General features: G+C 59.6%; 15 protein-coding genes. 11 read left to right on the top strand and 4 right to left on the bottom strand.

What is annotated here, in order from left to right; all coding sequences use genetic code 11:
• Positions 1–198 precede the first annotated feature (198 nt).
• A complete protein-coding gene (locus AS026_RS38355) occupies positions 199–1,053 on the bottom strand; it encodes a hypothetical protein (RefSeq protein WP_062376328.1) in 855 nt (284 codons plus the stop codon).
• A 105-nt stretch (positions 1,054–1,158) separates the two neighbouring features.
• The gene (locus AS026_RS38350; protein WP_100248245.1) at positions 1,159–2,166 is read right to left on the bottom strand and encodes an HAD family hydrolase; all 1,008 of its coding nucleotides are present in this window, start codon (positions 2,164–2,166) and stop codon (positions 1,159–1,161) included.
• A gap of 190 nt (positions 2,167–2,356) precedes the next feature.
• Here AS026_RS38350 and AS026_RS38345 point away from each other — a divergent pair, with 190 nt between their 5' ends.
• From AS026_RS38345 to AS026_RS38335, 3 genes are all read left to right on the top strand, one after another.
• Positions 2,357–4,240 (top strand): sensor histidine kinase, encoded by a 1,884-nt coding sequence (locus AS026_RS38345; RefSeq protein WP_062376326.1) that lies wholly within the window; start codon positions 2,357–2,359, stop codon positions 4,238–4,240.
• Positions 4,237–4,869 carry a response regulator transcription factor gene (locus tag AS026_RS38340; protein ID WP_062376324.1) on the top strand — a complete coding sequence of 211 codons (633 nt, stop codon included), beginning with the start codon at positions 4,237–4,239 and terminating at the stop codon, positions 4,867–4,869. Before AS026_RS38345 ends, AS026_RS38340 begins: the two co-directional genes overlap by 4 nt.
• A 100-nt stretch (positions 4,870–4,969) precedes the next feature.
• Positions 4,970–5,341: a response regulator transcription factor gene (locus AS026_RS38335; RefSeq protein WP_100248244.1), complete on the top strand. Its 372-nt coding sequence runs from the start codon at positions 4,970–4,972 to the stop codon at positions 5,339–5,341.
• A 234-nt stretch (positions 5,342–5,575) separates the two neighbouring features.
• Here AS026_RS38335 and putA read toward each other — a convergent pair whose 3' ends face one another.
• A complete protein-coding gene (gene putA, locus AS026_RS38330; protein ID WP_062376358.1) occupies positions 5,576–9,286 on the bottom strand; it encodes a trifunctional transcriptional regulator/proline dehydrogenase/L-glutamate gamma-semialdehyde dehydrogenase in 3,711 nt (1,236 codons plus the stop codon).
• A 118-nt stretch (positions 9,287–9,404) separates the two neighbouring features.
• Between putA and AS026_RS38325 the strand changes: the two genes are divergently transcribed.
• The 8 genes from AS026_RS38325 (at position 9,405) to AS026_RS38290 (ending at position 16,936) form a co-directional block, all read left to right on the top strand.
• Positions 9,405–9,875 (top strand): Lrp/AsnC family transcriptional regulator, encoded by a 471-nt coding sequence (locus AS026_RS38325; RefSeq protein WP_082728690.1) that lies wholly within the window; start codon positions 9,405–9,407, stop codon positions 9,873–9,875.
• 142 nt (positions 9,876–10,017) lie between these two features.
• The gene (locus AS026_RS38320; RefSeq protein ID WP_062376321.1) at positions 10,018–10,902 is read left to right on the top strand and encodes a dihydrodipicolinate synthase family protein; all 885 of its coding nucleotides are present in this window, start codon (positions 10,018–10,020) and stop codon (positions 10,900–10,902) included.
• Positions 10,903–10,907: 5 nt separating this feature from the next.
• Positions 10,908–11,585, top strand: a complete 678-nt coding sequence (locus tag AS026_RS38315) for a GntR family transcriptional regulator (protein ID WP_205634511.1) — start codon at positions 10,908–10,910, stop codon at positions 11,583–11,585.
• 52 nt (positions 11,586–11,637) lie between these two features.
• Positions 11,638–12,969, top strand: coding sequence for an ABC transporter substrate-binding protein (locus tag AS026_RS38310; RefSeq protein ID WP_062376316.1), 1,332 nt, complete (start codon positions 11,638–11,640; stop codon positions 12,967–12,969).
• A complete protein-coding gene (locus tag AS026_RS38305) occupies positions 12,969–13,910 on the top strand; it encodes a carbohydrate ABC transporter permease (protein ID WP_062376313.1) in 942 nt (313 codons plus the stop codon). The genes AS026_RS38310 and AS026_RS38305 overlap by 1 nt, the downstream gene beginning before the upstream one ends.
• Positions 13,910–14,725: a carbohydrate ABC transporter permease gene (locus AS026_RS38300; protein WP_062376311.1), complete on the top strand. Its 816-nt coding sequence runs from the start codon at positions 13,910–13,912 to the stop codon at positions 14,723–14,725. Before AS026_RS38305 ends, AS026_RS38300 begins: the two co-directional genes overlap by 1 nt.
• Entirely contained in the window at positions 14,722–15,708 is a 987-nt protein-coding gene (locus tag AS026_RS38295; protein ID WP_062376309.1) for a sugar kinase, read from the top strand. The genes AS026_RS38300 and AS026_RS38295 overlap by 4 nt, the downstream gene beginning before the upstream one ends.
• A gap of 247 nt (positions 15,709–15,955) precedes the next feature.
• Positions 15,956–16,936: a DUF1254 domain-containing protein gene (locus AS026_RS38290; RefSeq protein ID WP_062376353.1), complete on the top strand. Its 981-nt coding sequence runs from the start codon at positions 15,956–15,958 to the stop codon at positions 16,934–16,936.
• A gap of 150 nt (positions 16,937–17,086) precedes the next feature.
• On the opposite strand, the gene AS026_RS38285 is transcribed toward AS026_RS38290, so the two are convergent.
• Complete coding sequence (locus AS026_RS38285; protein WP_062376307.1) at positions 17,087–18,226, bottom strand: alpha/beta hydrolase; 1,140 nt, start codon at positions 18,224–18,226, stop codon at positions 17,087–17,089.
• Positions 18,227–18,343: the final 117 nt, after the last annotated feature.

Here is an 18,343-nt window from a genome sequence, read left to right as displayed (position 1 = left end):
GAGAGTCCCCCGATCTCGTTTACCGCTCAGCATTGCTTCCGAGCCGACAGTGTGTGACGGGAATGGAGTTCGGCAAGCCGAAACGGCTATTCGGACTGGCTGGAGCCACAGAATGCCTGAAACTGTGGCTCGTTGGCCTCAGTCTTGCTTTCCTGCTGGCAGGGACACGCCACGAAAGTGACATGTCCCTTGCTGGGATCAATAGCAAGGCGGGAACGGATAGTACCCACATTGCTGACCGTTGTAGTAGGAGTTGTAGTAGTAGGGTCGCGCTGCGGCCGCGCCCACCGCAGCGCCTGCAACCACGCCCGCGGCAACCGGAGCACCGCGATACCAGGCACCGTGATAGACGGGCGCCTGCCAGTATGTACCTCCCACGCGGTTGATGTTGGTGTCGCCGACATGCTCGTCGTCCCCCCGGAAACCGCCCGCAAAGTCTCCTCCGCGCATGTCTCCTCCGAATCTGCCTCCGCCGCCGAAGCTACCACCGGCAAAGTCTCCTCCGTGGAATCCTCCGCCGCCGAATCCTCCACCACCGAACCCTCCGCCACCACCGCCGAAATGATCGATGAAGAGGGCTGCCGGTCCGGAGGCACCATTAAGGCTGCCCTCCAGAACGGTTATATCGAAGGTGAGCGTCGTCCCATCCAGTTTAGGGGTCTTGAGCGTCACGACAGCGTCGCTGACATCTGAACCGTCGCCGCCCAGAACCGACACCGTTGCGTTCGGAGGGTCGACCGCAAAGTTGTCCTTGCCGTCATCCCACTGCATGATGAATTGTTCGGTCGTCACATGCCCGGCTGCCCGAACCGGCCGATCGGCAAAGACGATCGAATTGGCCGACACGCCGGTCAGGATGAGCTTGCCGCTTTCGATTTTCGCGCCAGACGAATTGAGTACCGCCAATGAGGGGACCGGCCCTGTCGGCGTGACCACGCCAATCGTCTTTTCCAGCGGCACGTGCGGCTTCTTCGGTGCGTCCTGGGCGAAGGCGGCGGAGCTCATTGCCACGCTTGCGAGCAGGATGAGCGTAGTCAATCGGTCGAGTTTCATGGATGTGTCCTCGCAGTTGGAACGGGGTAGTGTTGCATCACCTTCCACGCCCCGTTTTGAAGTCTGAGACTTCTGGTGTAGCGATCTCCCAAACAGCAGAGCCGCTTAGTCCTTGAAGATCTTTTTCCAGTCGGCCTTCATGTCGACGACGGTCCAGCCTGTGATCGCGGCCGCATCGAGCGCCTTGTCGAGGCGGCCGAATTCGCTCTTGCGGTCATAGGCGTATTCACGTTCCTCATCGGTGTGGTGAATGAGGACCCCGAGGCGCGCGGGGGCGCCTGCCATTGTCGTCCACTGCAGCATTTCGAGATCGCCGTCGGAATTGCCGAAGGCTGCGATGGGACGACGACCGATCTCCTGGTTGATCCCAACCGGCTTACCGGCCTTGTCGTCGATGAAGTTGACTTCCGGCAGACGATACAAGGTCGGCGTGTCGTCCTGCATCTTGAACTGCGTCTTGATCGAGGAACCGAGAACCTGTTCCGGCGGAACGCCGTAGACCTTCTCGGTCCATGGCCGCATGAACTCAACGCCGCCACCTGACACAATGAACGTCTTGAAGCCATTGGCGCGCAAGTAGGAAAGCAACTCGACCATCGGCTGGTATACGAGTTCCGTGTAGGGTCGTTTGAACTTCGGGTCGCGGGCCGTCGAAAGCCAGTCGGTCACCACCTTCTCAAAATCGGATGTGGTCATTCCAGCATGGGTCACCATGATGAGCTCCAGCAGACCCTTTTCCCCTGATGCGGCGAGTGTCTCCATGTCGCCGTCGAGCACGGCCTTAAATGGCTGGACGTTCTGCCATTCCGGATGCTGCGGAGCGAGGATCTTCACGCGGTCAAGGGCAAAAGCAAGCTGGGTGTACATGGGGTGCTCGACCCATAGGGTCCCGTCATTGTCGAAGACGGCGATCCGTTCCGGTTCCGGGACGAACTCGGGCGATCCCTGCTTTGTCACTCTCTCCACGAACGACACAATCGCCGATTTTGGCCCGGTATCATTCCAGGACGGTAGGGGATCGCTTTGTGCGTACGCGGATATTGCGAAGGCGAACGTCCCAAGGATGACGGCGGCAGCCACGTGGAGTGGCCCGTTGACGAGCTGGCGGAACATTGTTTTTACCCCCAGGGCAAGAGTGGCGCGGACTGCGCGTTCCTTCTCTTCCGGCATGCATCGACTCTAACGAAAGCGTTCCCTCCGCGATATTGCCCTTTGGGGAATCTGAGCAACCATGAGTGGCTTTGGCGGCGCATGACACCTCACCGATAAGATGTTATCATCCTCCGGCTTTGGGGGTGGACCGATGGCCTTGGGTAAAGGGGAAGGTCGACTACTGCGCACTGGCGTGTTGCTGGCATCGCTCTTTCTGGCGGCCTCGGTCGCTGCCTCGCAAACTACGCCCCCGTCTCTCGATCGGTCGCCGCGGGTTCTCATACTTTATCCATATGACGAAAGGATCGCTGCGACCACAGCTGCCGGGGAAGCACTGCGAGGCCGGCTCCTTGAAGCAACCAGTGGGAAGATCGATCTGTTCTCCGAGTTCCTGGACCTGTCGCGGTTTCCGGAGGCTGAACATGTGCAGCGACTGGGGCGGTACATGGCAGAGAAGTATGCCATCCGTCGCCCGGACGTCGTTGTCGCGCTGGGCAAGGAGTCGGCCAGTTTCATTTCGACAAACCGGGCAAGCATCGCTCCCGACGCGAAGATAGTGGCGGCCGGTTTCGGCAACTCGACCTCTGAAAACATCGACCTTCCCGATGACGTGATCGGCGCGTTCACGACATTCGACATTCTGAAGACCGCGGAAATGGCGCGAGGTCTGCAACCCGGCGCCCGTCACCTCTACATCATCGGCGGATCGTCTGAGTTCGACCAGGGTTGGTTGGCAACGGCGCGCGCCGACCTCGACGAATTCTCCAAGTCATACGAAACGACTTACCTCGAAAACCTGACGATCGAGCAATTCATTGAACGGGCAGCCGAGGTCCCTGCCGACAGCATCATACTGGCGTTGACGCTTTTCAAGGATCACGCCGGGCGGAATTTCATACCGCGCGAAGCGATAGGAAAAATTGCTGCAACGGCCAGTGCTCCGGTTTATGGCCCCTACCAGACCTACATCAACTACGGGGTCGTCGGCGGCAATACCGTCACATTTGAAACCTTGGGTCAGACCGTCGGCAACCTAGTCCTCGATGCCATTGCCGGTAGGCCGATTAAGGATATTCAAGCGCCCCAGACCTACATCGTCGACGCGCGACAACTGAAGCGTTGGGGCTTGGCGGAAAAGGACCTGCCCGCGGGCACCATCCAGATGTACAGGGAAAAGGGCCTTTGGGAAGGCCACTGGCTGGCAGTGACAGGAGCGTTTGGTGTCGTTTTGGTGCAGGCCGGCATCATCGCAACCCTCCTTCTCGAGCGACGCCGTCGCCAGGACGCAGAGAGCCGGTCACGACTTCACCTGCTCGAAGCTGTCCACCTGAACCAGTCTGCGACGGCGGGGGCGTTGTCGTCTTCCGTTGCCCATGAACTCAATCAGCCACTGTCGGCCATCAGAAACAACGCGGAGGCTGCCTCTGTGCTGCTTCAAAATGACAGCCCGGACCTTCAGCTCATCCACCAGATCCTTCTCGATATCCAGGCAGATGATCAGCGTGCGGGCGACATCATTGGCCGGATGAGAGGATTGCTCAAGAAAAGAAGCGAGATCGACTGGCAGGAGTTCGACCTGAACGATGTCACCTCGAACGCAATCAGTATCATTCACGGAGAGGCGGAACGCAGGGGGATCACGCTCAAGACAAAGCGGCCGACGACAGAGCTGCCGGTGCGCGCGGACAAGGTTCATGTGCAGCAGGTTGTCCTCAACCTGGCGACCAATGCGATGGATGCCATGACCGAGACGGGGTCCGACAGCAGGATCCTGACGCTGGCAACAGGAGTTGTGAAAGAGAAAGCTGAGCTCTGCGTGGCCGACACGGGCAACGGAATTCCGCAGGAACGCCTCTCCAGCATCTTCGAGCCGTTCTACACGACAAAGCAGGCAGGAACGGGTCTTGGCCTTTCCATCGCGCGCGCGATTGTTGAGACTTACGGCGGAACGATCTCTGCGACCAACCGACCCGAAGGTGGCGCAATCTTTCGTGTGGCGCTCCCGCTTGCCCGAGGCGGGGAGCGACACTCATGAAACCGGTCGTCCATATCGTTGATGACGATGAATCTTACCGCACGGCAACGGCACGGCTGCTTTCCGCCTATGGCATCAGGGTGGAGGTCTATGAATCCGGTGACGCGTTTCTTGCCCGCCTTCCAGGCTGCGAGCCGGGCTGCGTTCTTCTTGACCTGCAGATGCCCGGTCGATCCGGCTTGCAGGTACAGCACCAACTATCCGAGCTCGCACCGCTGCTTCCGATTGTGTTTCTTACGGGGCAAGGGGACATAAAGGCCGGCGTCGACGCGATGAAAGCAGGCGCCCAAGATTTCCTGGAGAAGCCGAGTTCAGGAGCGGTCCTGATGGAAACCATCCAGCACGCGTTGGCTCAGTACGAGAGGCGCAGGACCGAGTATGAGCGCCAGCAGCAAATGAGGACTTTGGTGGCTGGCTTAAGTGCCCGCGAAGCCGAAGTGTTTGGGCTTGTTGTCCGTGGCCATCTCAACAAGCAAATTGCCTACGCCCTTGGTATATCGGAGCGCACGGTAAAGGTTCACCGTCATCAGGTGATGGAGAAGCTCGGAGCAAGGTCGCTCGCAGAGGCTGTCTCGATTGCTGCGGACATCGGCCTCGACCACGGACAGGTACGACGTGACGCAAAGTGACGGGCCGCCTTCCCCTTAGGGCAATATCGAGTTTTCGACGACGCGCCTACAATGGGTGCCAACTGCGTATCTCGAGAAATGTCACAATGGGGGCATGATAGTGGGAAAGCTGCGCGGCACGGTCGCTGTTGTCGATGATGATGCGAGCCTGCGTCGAAGCGTCGGACGCCTGCTCTACGCTTACGGATTTCCGGCCGTTGAGTACCAATCTGCAGAGGCCTTCCTCGGTCGCGATCCAAACATCCTGATCGACTGTCTCGTATTGGACATCGACCTCGGCGGCATGTCAGGAATCGAATTGCAGCACAAGTTGAAAGAGGCAGGATCGAAACTGCCGGTGATTTTCATCACCGCCCTCGAAGACCCCCGCCTGAAAATCCAGGCAGAACAAGCCGGGTGTATCGCCTATCTGCGAAAGCCTTTCGCAGGGTTTGGGCTCATCGACGCGGTGAAGAAGGCGACTGGATCGTGAGTTCTTGGACGATGACCGACCGCCACGAGGCTCAGGCAGACTGACCAGCCAGAAGGCTAACAGGGAGGTCTAACATGGAATGGCTTAGACACTGGCGGCCGATGGCCGAAGCACTAGCAATGGCGTACAACTCGTTCCATGGTCGCCAGTTCCCGAGTGCAGTACACGGAAAACAAACTCTCTTCAGGCGCAGCTGGTTGCGCCTGAAGAGAGCATCTGGTTTCGTCGATCCGCCTAGCCGATCGACATCAGGCTGGCATTGCCGCCGGCCGCGGCCGTATTGATCGAGGTGGATACCTCTTCCAGAAGCCAGTTGAGGCAATAAGCATCAGGATCGCGCTCGAGCTCTTCTGTCGAAGCGGATTGTGTCAGCAGCAACGGGCCCGGCATCGCGGCGATCTTTGCGAGCATGGCGGAGACACGATCAGCATCGCCTTCAACAAGTGCGCCAGCCATCGGCTCGGTCTCGGCACTTGCCTTCTTCCAGGAAATCCGCTGCGCGACGCTGACGGGAACATCTTTCAGCGTCGTGCGGAGGCTCCCATCGCATTCGATAACCGCGCTGTTGCCGGTGGCAAGCACAGCCGAGAGCTGGCGAATGAGGCCGGTCGGGGAGACCGGAGCGCACAGGATCGCTCCACGGGGATGAAGCGCATAGAGGTTGCGCTCACCGACGGGGCCGGCAAGTTCGGTTTCAAGTCCGAGGGCCGACTGGCTGCCGAGATGGCGCGCCATTTCAGCATCCTCGGAAAGGCTTTGTTGATCCAGCCATTTCGCAAAGTCCGAAAGAGCGGGGTCGCTGTAGACAGAACTGTGCTGCGGTGGGATCGGTGGCGTCGTCACCAACCGCCCGAGATAAAGCGGCCCGCCCGCTTTGGGGCCGGTGCCCGACAAGCCGCGGCCCCCGAAGGGCTGGACGCCGACAACGGCGCCAATGACGTTGCGATTCACATAGAGGTTGCCGGCCTTCACCTGCGAGGTAACGTTCGCAATCGTTTCGTCGAGGCGTGTATGGAGCCCGAAGGTCAGGCCATATCCGGTTGCATTGATCTCATCGATCAGGTGGCCGAGGTCCTGGCGGCGCCAGCGAACGACATGGAGAACAGGCCCGAACACTTCGCGCTTGAGTTCAGAGATCCTGTTGATCTCAATGATCGTCGGGGCAACGAAGGTGCCATTCCTGGTCGCATCGGGCAATTCGACGCGCTCCACCGCACTGCCGGAACGGCCCATGGCATCTACATGCTTCTCGATAATGTCCTTGGCTTCGGCGGTGATTACAGGACCGATGTCGGAGGCCAGCCGGTTGGTGTTTGCGATCGAAAGCTCGCGCAACGCCCCCTTGAGCATGGCCAGCGTGCGATCAGCGACGTCTTCCTGCAGGCACAGGATACGAAGTGCCGAGCAGCGCTGCCCGGCGCTGTCGAACGCCGAGGCGATCACGTCGCCAACGACCTGTTCGGCGAGCGCCGAGGAATCGACGATCATGGCATTCTGACCGCCAGTTTCGGCAATCAGCGGAATCGGCTTGCCATCCTTTGACAGACGCTTGGCGAGTTCCGCCTGGATCAATCGGGCGACCTCGGTCGAGCCGGTAAACATAACAGCGGCGGCTTCAGGCGCTGCGACCAGGGCGGCCCCTACCCTTCCGTCGCCGGGAACCAGTTGCACGACATCGTCGGGGATACCAGCCTCATGCAGGATGCGAACTGCTTCGGCGGCGATCAGCGGCGTTTCTTCCGCGGGCTTGGCAAGAACCGGGTTACCGGCAACAAGAGCAGCAGCTACCTGCCCGGTAAAGATTGCCAGCGGGAAGTTCCAGGGGCTGATGCACACGACCGGTCCGAGCGGCGCATGCGAAGGGCCAAGGGTTCGACGGGTCTGCTCGGCGTAGTAGCGCAGGAAGTCGATTGCCTCGCGCACTTCGGCAATCGCATTGAGCAACGACTTGCCGGCTTCGCGGATGATGAGGCCGAGCAAGGTCTCCATCCTCGCCTGCATGATGTCGGCAGCGCGATCAAGAAGTGCTGCCCTTTGACCCGGCGTTACCGATCCCCAGGACGAAGCAGCTTTCAGGGCGATCGCGGCTGCCGAGGCAACCTCTTTTGCGGTTGCTTCGCGGACGGAGCCGACAACGTCGCGGTTGTCGGCCGGGTTGAGAACGTCGCGGGCAGTTCCCGCCTCGGTCTGGTTGGTTGGCGCGGCCGACCACGAGAGGGTGGCGCTCGCCTTCAGTGCTTCTGTAAGTGCCAGCAGCGATGTTTCATCGGAGACATCAAGGCCGGCAGAGTTGCGGCGCTGGCCGTAGAGGTCGGAGGGAAGCGCAATCTTGTCGTGCTTCTGGCCGGGCACCTGCATTCTCGCGACAATCTCAACCGGATCGGCGACAAGCTCGTCGATGGAGACATTGGGGTCGGCAATCCGGTTGACGAAGGAGGAGTTGGCGCCGTTTTCGAGAAGGCGGCGCACAAGATAGGCAAGCAGCGTTTCATGGGTGCCGACAGGAGCATAGATGCGGCACGGGCGGTTGAGATTCTGCCGACCGACAACCTCGTCGTACAATGGCTCGCCCATACCATGCAGGCACTGGAACTCGTACTTGCCGACATAGTAGTCGGAACCGGCCATGTGGTAGATGGTGGCGAGCGTCTGTGCATTGTGGGTGGCAAACTGCGGGAAGACGGCATCGGTCGCGGCAAGCAGCTTCTTGGCGCAGGCAATATAGGAGACGTCGGTGTAGATCTTGCGGGTAAAGACAGGGAAGTCTTCAAGGCCATCAAGCTGCGCGCGCTTGATTTCGGCATCCCAATAGGCGCCCTTGACAAGTCGAACCATGATGCGGCGACCGGCGCGGCGGGCAAGATCGATGATGAAGTCGAGGACGAAGGGGCAACGCTTGCCATAGGCCTGGACAACGAAGCCCATGCCGTTCCAGCCGGCAAGGTCCTCGTCCAGGCACAGCGTCTCGAGGATATCGAGCGACAGTTCCAGCCGGTCGGCTTCCTCCGCGTCGATGTTGAGGCCGATATCATAGGACTTGGCGATCAGCGCAAGTGCCTTCACCTTCGGCAGCAATTCGCCCATGACGCGCGCGCTCTGGGCTCTCGAATAGCGGGGATGGAGGGCCGAAAGCTTGATCGAGATGCCGGGGCCCTCGTAGATGCCGCGGCGGTCGGATGCCTTGCCGATCGCGTGGATCGCCGCTTCATAATCCTTGTAGTAGCGTTCGGCGTCGGCGCCTGTCGTCGCGGCCTCGCCCAGCATGTCGTAGGAGTAGCGGAAGCCGCGTTGTTCAAGCGGCCTTGCCCGCTGCAGCGCCTCGTCGATCGTTTCGCCGGTAACGAATTGCTCGCCCATCATGCGCATCGCCATGTCGACGCCACGCCGGATGACAGGCTCGCCGCAGCGTGCAATCAGGCGGGTGAGCGCTGCCGAGAGGTTGCGATCGTTGACTGTCGAGGTGAGCTTGCCGGTCACCACCAAACCCCAGGTCGCGGCGTTGACGAAGAGCGAGCGACCACCGCCGAGATGCGACTTCCAATCTCCTTCAGCAATCTTGTCGCGGATCAGGGCATCGCGCGTTGCTGTATCGGGGATGCGCAGCAGGGCCTCGGCCAGGCACATGAGTGCCACGCCTTCCTGGCTAGAAAGAGAATATTCGTGCACGAGCCCTTCGACGCCGGTGCCCTTGTGCTTGGCGCGAAGCGCTGCAATGAGCCTGCGAGCGGTCACAGCTGCGTCTTGCCTGACCTTTTCCGGAAGCGTCGCAGCCTCTGTGAGGCGTGGAACACAGACGGTCTCCGGCGTGCGGTAAGCTGCCGTAATGGCACGACGCAGTTCGCTTTGCGGTCGGACCGCCGGCGCGAAACCCTCGAAAGGATTTGCAGCGTCACGCGGCTGCACGCCATTGGTTTCGGTGCCCACCGTATCGTTGGTGATCGTCATGTCTTTGCTCCAGATCAGGTATGGCTGATACATAGCAGATCTATGAAGTTGATTTCACTTGAAATAGGCTTGAATGAAATGTAATTGCCTAATTTATACGGAAATCAGAGGCAATGTCGTGACTACCATCGCAAACGGCAGAGAAATCGACCAGTTCGACCATAGGATTATCGAGGCCCTCGTCGCCGACGGTCGCATGTCGATTACCGATCTTGCAAAGAAGGTCGGCCTGTCCAACACTCCTTGCCAGGTCAGACTAAAGCGATTGATCGAGGATGGCTATATTCTTGGCTTCCGCGCAATCGTCGACGTGAAGAAACTTGGCAAGAATCATGTCGCGTTCACAGAGGTAAAGCTCTCCGACACGCGTGAGCACGCGCTGAAGGCCTTCAACATCGCCGCGCACAAGCTGCAGGAAGTCGAGGAGTGCCATATGATCGCCGGCGCTTTCGACTACCTCTTGAAGATCCGCACATCAGACATTGCCAATTATCGTCTGGTGCTCGGCGAGAAGATATCGAGCCTCCCCTTCGTCGCCAGTACATCGACCTTCGTGGCCATGGAGGCGGTCAAGGAAAACGGCGCCTGAATGTCGGCCTGGCCTAGCACAGCCTAAATTATCCACCGCCCGCCCTGCTTGCCGCAGGGGAAATTTCCATTGCCATATATTACCTATTTACAGCTAACATGTCAGTCTGCTACATCTAACACATTGCCTTGGAGGATGGATATTGACTGAGAAATTTGGGCTTTCCGTTGCGCTAGCCACGCCGTTCGAAATCAGCGGCGAGATCGCTGTCGACACGATGATTAGGCAGGCAAAACAAAGCCTTGCGGCGGGATGTTCGAGTGTCACGCTTTTTGGCACCACCGGCGAAGGATCGTCGATCGGGACCCAGGAGCGTGAACGTATCCTCGGAGCATTGCTGGATGCCGGTATCGAGCCGCGGAAGATCGTCATGGGAGTGCTTGTTGACGCCGCCGAAGATGCCGCAGCCCAGGCTGGGTACGCGCTTTCGCGTGGCGTGCGCAACATCCTGCTTGCCCCGCCCTCCTACTTCAAGAATGTGAGCGATGACGGCCTCTTCAAATGGTTCTCGGCGGTCTTTGTGATCCTCGGCGACAAGGCGCGCGACATCATCGTCTACAACATTCCCTCGGTCACGATGGTGCCCCTGACCGTGTCTCTGATCGGGCGCTTGCGGACGGCCTTTCCAACGGTTGTCACTGGCGTGAAGGATTCGTCCGGTGACTGGCCGTTCACCGAAGCCCTTTTGAAGGCGCACGGTGACCTCGTCATCCTGATCGGCGATGAGCGCCACCTCGCAAAGGGTGTCCGCCTCGGCGGACAAGGCGCGATCTCCGGAATGGCGAACTTCCTGCCCGCGGAGGTCAAGCTGATGGCGGAAGAAGGCAGGGACGATGCCCGCGTCGAGGATTTTGTCGCCGAACTTCTGAAGTATCCGGTTACCCCGGCAGTCAAGGTCATGGTGGCCAGGCAAACCTGCGACGATGTGTGGCTTGCGGTTCGCCCACCACTCATTTCGATATCTGGCGAGGGACAGGAGCGGCTTGCTCTTGCCTTCGATTCACTTTTCCGCTCCAAGGCTGCATAGGCACCATGTACGAGGGGGAGGCAATGGACGGACTGGACGAGCAGCCGACGCTGCGGGAAAAGGCGTATGAAAGCTTCACGCGCCACCTGCTGGCGCGCGACGTGCGTCCCGGCCAATTTGTCTCCCAGCGCCGCCTCGTCGAGTTGACCGGCCTGACGCTTGCTGCGATCCGCGAACTGATCCCGCGGCTCGAGGCCGAAGGACTGATCAAGACGGTCCCGCAGCGCGGCCTGCAGATCGCCCATATCGACCTCAATCTCATCCGCGAGGCTTTTCAGCTCCGGCTCTTCCTGGAGAAGGAGGCAGTGGCGCTCTTCACCCGTTCCGCCTCCGATGAAACGATTGCCGGGCTCATCAAGCAGCATCGCGATATCGCCGAAGCCATCGCCAGTGGCGACGCCTCCCATGAGCTTGAACTACGCGCACAAGCCGTCGACTGGGGCATGCATGACGCCTTCATCGACGCGCTTGGCAATACGATCATTTCCAACGCCTACCGGGTCAATTCGATCAAGATGCGCCTGATCAGCCAGGAACGCTTCCGTATCGACGGGCGTGTCGGTCCTGTCATGGGAGAGCATCTGAAGGTCCTGGAGGCGATCGAAAGGCGGTCGGCCGAGGATGCCGTGAACAGCCTCGCCGCTCACATCAACCACGCCAGGGATCGCGCCCTGCGCATCTAACTGCATCATAGCCGGCGATGAGGAGATCGGCGGCAACAAGAGGAGGACTTACATGCCATCATCATTCTTCAATCCCACCCGGCGCGGCTTTCTCGCCGGTACCGCGGCACTCGGCGCCAGCAGCCTCATGGGCGTGCGCTCTGCATCGGCGGCCGTCGACTGGAAGCGTTTCGCCGGCACGACGCTGGAAGTCAATCTGGTCAAGAGCCCGCGCAGCGAGACGCTCATCAAGTATCTCCCGGAGTTCGAGGAATTGACCGGCATCAAGGTCAATGCAGAAGCGACGCCAGAGCAGCAGCAGCGTCAGAAAACCACGATCGAACTGAGCTCAGGCAAGCCGAGTTTCGACGTGGTGCATATGAGCTATCACGTCCAGAAGCGACAGTTCGAAAAGGGCGGCTGGCTTGCCGATATCAGCGGTTTCCTCAAGGATCCATCGCTGACTGATCCGTCGCTGGTCGAGAGCGACTTTGCCGGCGCCGGCATGACCTTCGCCAAGGACCCTGATGGCGTCCTGCGCTCCCTGCCCTTCTCGGTAGACTACTGGATCGTGTACTGGAACAAGGCGCTCTTCGAAAAGAAGGGGCTTTCCTATCCGACCACATTCGAGGAAATGGCAAGCGCTGCCGAAGCGTTGACGGATCCCTCGACCAACACCTATGGCTTCGTTGCTCGTGGCCTGAAGAACGCCAATACACCGGTCTGGACGACGTTGTTGCTCGGCTACGGATCGAGCCCGCTTGGAGCGGACGGCAAGCTGCGCACCAATTCCGAAGAGGCTGTGGAAGCGGCCAAGCTCTACCAGCGCCTGATGACCAAGGCCGCCCCTCCCGGCGTCTCCGGCTTCAACTGGGCAGAAGCCCAGTCGGCCTTCCTGCAGGGCAAGATCGGCATGTGGCTCGACGGCGTCGGCTTTGCGCCGCCGATCGAGAACCCGGAAAAGTCGCGTGTCGTCGGCCAGGTCGGTTACGGCATCATGCCGAAGGGGCCGAAGGCGCAGGCGGCGGCAACAACCGGAGACGGTCTCGGCGTCGTGGCTGCAAGCCAGAAGAAGGAAGCCGCATATCTCTTCTGCCAGTGGGCGATTTCCCATGACATGGGTGCGCGCCTGCTCCAGGCCGGCGCCGGCGTTCCCTTCCGTCAGTCGGTCCTTGAAGATCAGAAGGTGCGCGAAGGCGTGAAGATGCCGGCGGCATGGCTTGATGCTGTTGCTGGTTCCGCAAAGGTGTCGCAACTTGCCCTGCCGATCATCATTCCGGTCACCGAGTTCCGCGACATCTATGGCGTCGGGCTCACCAACATGATCGGCGGCGCTGATCCGGCTGCCGAACTGAAGACGGCCACGGCTCAATTCGAGCCGGTGCTGGCACGAAGCGAGGGATAATGGCTTCGGTGAGCATGGAAGCCGCAACTGCGGCCAAGGCCAAGCAAAAGCAGGGGAGCAAACCGGGTCGGTTTGCTCCCAACTACTGGCCTTTCGTCATTCCCGCGCTGATCGTCGTGGCGGCTGTGATCGTTTTTCCCTGGGTCTTTACCCTGTGGATGAGCGTCAACAGCTGGACGCTTGGTCAGGCACAGGTCTTTGCCGGGTTGGATAACTACCTACGCCTGGCGGTTGACCCGCGCTTTTGGGACTCGTTGTGGCATACCCTGCTCTACACGACGTTGTCGGTCGTCGCTCCGCTTTTTCTCGGGACTCTGGCCGCCCTCATCTTCGATACGCAGTTTCCACTGCGTGGTATTCTGCGCGGAGTGTTCGTGATGCCGATGATGGCGACGCCGGTCGCTATCGCGCTCGTCTGGACGATGATGTTCCATCCGCAGCTCGGTGTCCTGAACTACCTGCTTTCCTACGTCGGGATCGGTCCGCAGGAATGGATCTACAATCAGATGAGCGTCATTCCGTCGCTGGTGCTAGTGGAAACCTGGCAGTGGACACCGCTCGTCATGCTGATCGTGCTCGGGGGCCTCGCCGCCGTGCCACGCGAACCCTACGAGAGCGCCGAAATCGATGGCGCCAATGTCTGGCAGAAGTTTCGCTACCTGACCCTGCCGATGATCGCGCCGTTCCTGATGATCGCTGTCATCATTCGCAGCATCGATGCGGTCAAGAGCTTCGACATCATCTATGCGATGACACAGGGCGGACCGGGCACCGCGTCGGAAACGATCAACATCTATCTCTATAACACCGCCTTTTCCTACTATGACATCGGATATGGCTCGGCGATGGCGGTCGTCTTCTTCGTTCTGATCGTTGTGCTTTCCTTCATCCTGCTGATGATAAAGCAGCGCGCCAACTGGTCCGACGGGGAGGCACGCTGATGAAGCGCAAGGCACTCGATCGCATCGGACTTCTGTTCGTGGCGCTGGTGATGGTGTCGCCGGTGGTGCTGTTCTTCCTCTGGATGATCTCGCTGTCCTTGAAGTACGAGATCGACAACGGCGCCTTCCCCCCGATCTTCATCCCCGAACGCTTTGCCTGGTCGAATTACGCAAAGGTGTTCGAGGAGAACAACTTCTTCCTTTATCTCTGGAATTCGGTCCTGGTGACGGGTGCGGCGACGCTTCTGGCGCTTGTTATCGGCGTGCCGGCCGGTTATGGCATTGCCCGCCTGAAGGCCGAGAAATCCGCCGTCGTCATCATGATTGCGCGCATGACGCCCGGCCTTTCCTTCCTCATTCCGCTGTTCCTGCTGTTCCAGTGGCTGAACCTGCTCGGCACGCTCTGGCCACAGATCATCATTCACCTGGTCGTAACCGTCCCGATCGTCGTCTGGATCATGATCGGCTATTTCGAAACGACGCCGATGGAGCTGGAAGAAGCCGCAAGCATAGACGGGGCAACGCCCTGGCAGGTTTTCCGCCTGGTGGCCCTGCCGATCGCAAGGCCGGGGATCGTCGTCGCCTTTATCCTGTCGGTCATTTTCTCCTGGAACAACTTCGTGTTCGGCATCGTGCTTGCAAGTCGTGAGACGCGTACGCTGCCCGTCGCGGTCTACAACATGCTGTCGTTCGAACAGGTGAGCTGGGGTCCGCTTGCTGCGGCAGCCCTGATCGTCACCCTGCCGGTATTGATCCTCACCGTCTTTGCACAAAGGCAGATCGTTGCCGGCCTCACGGCGGGTGCGGTGAAGTGACATCGACGATCCTGAAGCAGCAGCTGGAGCCGGCGCGGCGTATTCTGTGCGTCGGAGCCGCTGTTCTCGATACGCTCTTCAGGGTCCATGTCATTCCTGCCGGCCAAGGCAAAGTGCTGCCAACCGACATGTTGCAGATTGCAGAAGGAATGGCCTCGAGTGCCGCTTATGCTGTTGCAAGGCTTGGCGGGAGCGCCAGCATCTGGGGCGCTGTCGGAGATGACGAGACCGGCGAGCGCATCATCGGCGATCTGGCTGCAAGCGGCATCGATACCGCTGGCATGCGTTGCGTGGCAGGCGCCCGCTCAGCCGTATCGACAATCCTGATCGATGATGCCGGCGAACGCCTGATCATACCGTTTTATGATCCGCGGCTGCATCACGGCGTCCAACCCGTCACCGCTGAAGGTATCGCGGCATTTGATGCAGTTCTGGTCGACGTGCGTTGGCCAGAGCTCGCTCTCAAGACATTGCTTGCGGCCCGGCAAGCAGGCATTCCTGCCATCCTCGATGGCGACGTTGCGCCCGAAGGCGTGATCGAGATGCTGGGGCCGGCCGCAAGCCACATTATCTTTTCGCAACCGGCCGCTGAACGACTGACGGGAGCATCAGATCCGGTGTCGATCGTTCGCCAGTTGAAGGAGACCTTCGCTCATGCCTTCGTCAGCGTGACATTCGGCGAGAGAGGCTCTTACTGGTTCGATGATGATGACGCCCTTATCCGTCATCTCGAGGCACCACGCATTAGAGCCGTCGATACGCTGGCTGCGGGCGATATCTTCCACGGAACCTTTGCTCTGATGCTTTGCGAGGGCATGGCGATGGAGGATGTGATGCGCTCGTCATCGATGGCGGCGGCCATCAAGTGCCGGACGTTCGGAGGGCGTATCGGGGCGCCTGATCGAGCAGAACTTGATGAGGCGTTGACGAGTTGGCCGGCCCGTGCCGTCGACGTCACCCGACCCGCTGACCAAGCCGTTTGAAGATCATGCGGCCTTCGACACGGTCATGGAACAACCGGACGCCTTGAGCGCGCCTTCGACAACATCAACAAACAGCCTGCGGAACCAGACCGAGCGGTATTCCGCCTCACCAAACAATTCCGACGCATGTCTGCAGTTTGCGCGAACTTAGGCTGTGTTGTAAATTCCCGCTCATCAACTTCTGAGCACCGTCACGAAGACTAGGGTCAACACCATGCGACCGCACTTGATTATCGCATTGTGGAGCATGTTTGCCAGCACGGCATGGGCTGCGGATGAGGTGCCCGTCACCGTCAACAATTTCGTTCGGGCGGAGTCGGACCTCTATTTCACAGCGACACTGAAGGACGGAGGATTCGGCAAGTTCGTACATAAGCGCGAGGTATCTCCGATTGATCAGCAGCATGTCGTCCGGCAAAATCGCGATACGCTATACTCTGCTGCCGTCTTCGATCTCGATGCAGGCCCCGTGACGATTTCGCTGCCGGACTCGGGCGGCCGGTTCATGTCGCTGCAGATTATCAACGAAGACCAGTATACCCCATCCGCCATTTATTCACCTGGCCCCCACACGCTTTCACGAGATCAGATCGGGACGCGTTACGTCTTTGTCGCCGTTCGTACACTTCTCAATCCCGCAGACGCCAACGACGTCGAGGGAGCGCACAAGCTGCAGGATGCCATAAAGGTCGACCAGCCGGGTGGCCCCGGCAAATTCGAGATTCCTAAATGGGACCCGGTCAGCCAAAAGAAAGTCAGAGATGCCCTACTGGTACTGGCGGCAACCGTAACCGATACCAGCAAGGCATTTGGTACCAAGGAGGAAGTCGACCCGGTCCAACGCCTGATCGGAGCAGCCTCTGCCTGGGGAGCTAATCCCCCGAAGGACGCGATCTACCTCAACTTCGTACCGAAGCAGGACGATGGGAAAACCATCTACAAGCTCAGCGTCAAAGACGTGCCCGTCGACGGATTTTGGTCAGTCAGTGTTTACAATGCACAGGGCTTCTACGAGAAGAACGCCCTCGACACCTACACGCTCAATAACGTCACGTCGAAAAAGAATGCCGACGGCAGCGTCGATATTCAGTTTGGCGGCTGTGGTGGCAAGATCGTCAACTGTATCCCGACGCCGAAGAGCTGGAACTATATGGTGCGCCTCTATCGGCCTCGCGAAGAAATCCAAAACGGCAGTTGGAAATTTCCTGAAGCTAATCCCGTTCAATAGCAGCCAGCAGGATTTTCGTCAAAATGTGTAAGCGGCACATCGCTTACCGTAGAGCGACGCAACCCTCATCATTGGCCAAGAAGAATTGCAAAGAACGGCCTGAGCTGGACTCGAGCAGTTTCTGGAGCAGTTGGCGTTGCGCGGGAGCGCCTACTGAGTCAACTGCTGTGGTTTGAGATCACCTTGCAGGGTTTCGTCGACCGGGCGCTTCTTGGCCCGCCTCGGTTGTTCAAGCACCATCACCGGCGCGGCGACAGCCGTGGCTGCGACGTTACCGATGGTCGTCACTGTTCCGCCGACGACAGCGGTAAGTCCCTGGCCGAGCGTGACGTTGGAATCCGTCAGTGTCTGACCGGTGACGATCCGCTGGCCAATCAGCTGAACGATTTCAGGACTTTCGGCGAACTTGCCGTGGTTCAAGCCTTCGCCTTTGACCTTGGTGAGATCGATGGCGGTAATGCCGGCGGCTTCGAGTTTCGAGCGATAGGGCTCAACGGTCGGATCGATCGCGCCCAAACGCGAGACCTTTCCAGTGATGAAACTTGAAACCGCAAGCGCCTTGTCATCCTGAGACACGAAGATCGTGAATTTCGGCGTCGGCGTGCCCATCTCCGCGAACTGCTTGGCAAAGACCTGAATATCGATATCCGGGGACGCGAGAATGACGTTGTGAATCTTGCTGTTCACGTGTCCGTCGCGGATACCCATCTGCCGCAGGGATTCCATCGTCAGCCAGGTGCCCATTGAATGAGCGAGGATTGTGATGTCCTTGACGTCGGGGTCGGCGGCTAGCGTCCGCAGCGCCTGCTCGAGCGCCGTGCGTGAATAGTTGGTGCTCTCCTTGTCGTATTCATAGGCGGTAAGCTGCGCGCGTGACGGCCACGTGAAGAGGATAGGGGTCGCCTGCATCCCGGAATCGTGGACGATCTGGGCCAGACGGAAGACGGAATCCTCGTACTTGTTGTTGAAGCCGTGGACAAAGACCAGCGCATGCCCGCCCTGGATGTTCTGGTGGAACCAGGCGCGCCCCTCTGGAACGGTGTCGATCTCCTTGACGCTGGTCACCGCAAAATCGGTTGCGGGATTGGGCGGTAGACGCTTCGGCCATTGGACTGTGCCTGAGGCCCGTTTCGGCGGAATGGAGACGTCAACCGCCGTCAGGTAGGGCTTTGGGCTGCGTTCGCCGGTGAAGAGCGTCGCCGGGTCGCCGGAAGGTTCGCGCGTGGTTGCGACCAGCATGCTGACCTTTGAGGTATTCTGCGTTGCCGCCGATAGCGCAACAGGGGCCATGACTCCGCTTGGATGACCGCAGCTGGCAAGAACTGCCGCGACGAGCAAAGGTGCAAGTGTCCGAACAGTACGGGCAGCAATCACGTTCCGGTTCCCTCATTGAAACGCAAGCACCTT

The organism is Rhizobium altiplani (genome assembly GCF_001542405.1).
In the GTDB taxonomy this organism is placed as follows: Bacteria; Pseudomonadota; Alphaproteobacteria; order Rhizobiales; family Rhizobiaceae; genus Rhizobium; species Rhizobium altiplani.
This window is presented reverse-complemented; position numbering and strand designations above follow the sequence as displayed.

Excerpts from the sequence above, each read along its gene's own strand:
- AS026_RS38355 (WP_062376328.1), bottom strand. The coding sequence starts at position 1,053 with ATGAAACTCGACCGATTGACTACGCTCATCCTGCTCGCAAGCGTGGCA.
- AS026_RS38350 (WP_100248245.1), bottom strand. The coding sequence starts at position 2,166 with ATGTTCCGCCAGCTCGTCAACGGGCCACTCCACGTGGCTGCCGCCGTC.
- AS026_RS38345 (WP_062376326.1), top strand. The coding sequence starts at position 2,357 with ATGGCCTTGGGTAAAGGGGAAGGTCGACTACTGCGCACTGGCGTGTTG.
- AS026_RS38340 (WP_062376324.1), top strand. The coding sequence starts at position 4,237 with ATGAAACCGGTCGTCCATATCGTTGATGACGATGAATCTTACCGCACG.
- putA (WP_062376358.1), bottom strand. The coding sequence starts at position 9,286 with ATGACGATCACCAACGATACGGTGGGCACCGAAACCAATGGCGTGCAG.
- AS026_RS38315 (WP_205634511.1), top strand. The coding sequence starts at position 10,908 with ATGTACGAGGGGGAGGCAATGGACGGACTGGACGAGCAGCCGACGCTG.
- AS026_RS38310 (WP_062376316.1), top strand. The coding sequence starts at position 11,638 with ATGCCATCATCATTCTTCAATCCCACCCGGCGCGGCTTTCTCGCCGGT.
- AS026_RS38305 (WP_062376313.1), top strand. The coding sequence starts at position 12,969 with ATGGCTTCGGTGAGCATGGAAGCCGCAACTGCGGCCAAGGCCAAGCAA.
- AS026_RS38300 (WP_062376311.1), top strand. The coding sequence starts at position 13,910 with ATGAAGCGCAAGGCACTCGATCGCATCGGACTTCTGTTCGTGGCGCTG.
- AS026_RS38290 (WP_062376353.1), top strand. The coding sequence starts at position 15,956 with ATGTTTGCCAGCACGGCATGGGCTGCGGATGAGGTGCCCGTCACCGTC.
- AS026_RS38285 (WP_062376307.1), bottom strand. The coding sequence starts at position 18,226 with ATGGCCCCTGTTGCGCTATCGGCGGCAACGCAGAATACCTCAAAGGTC.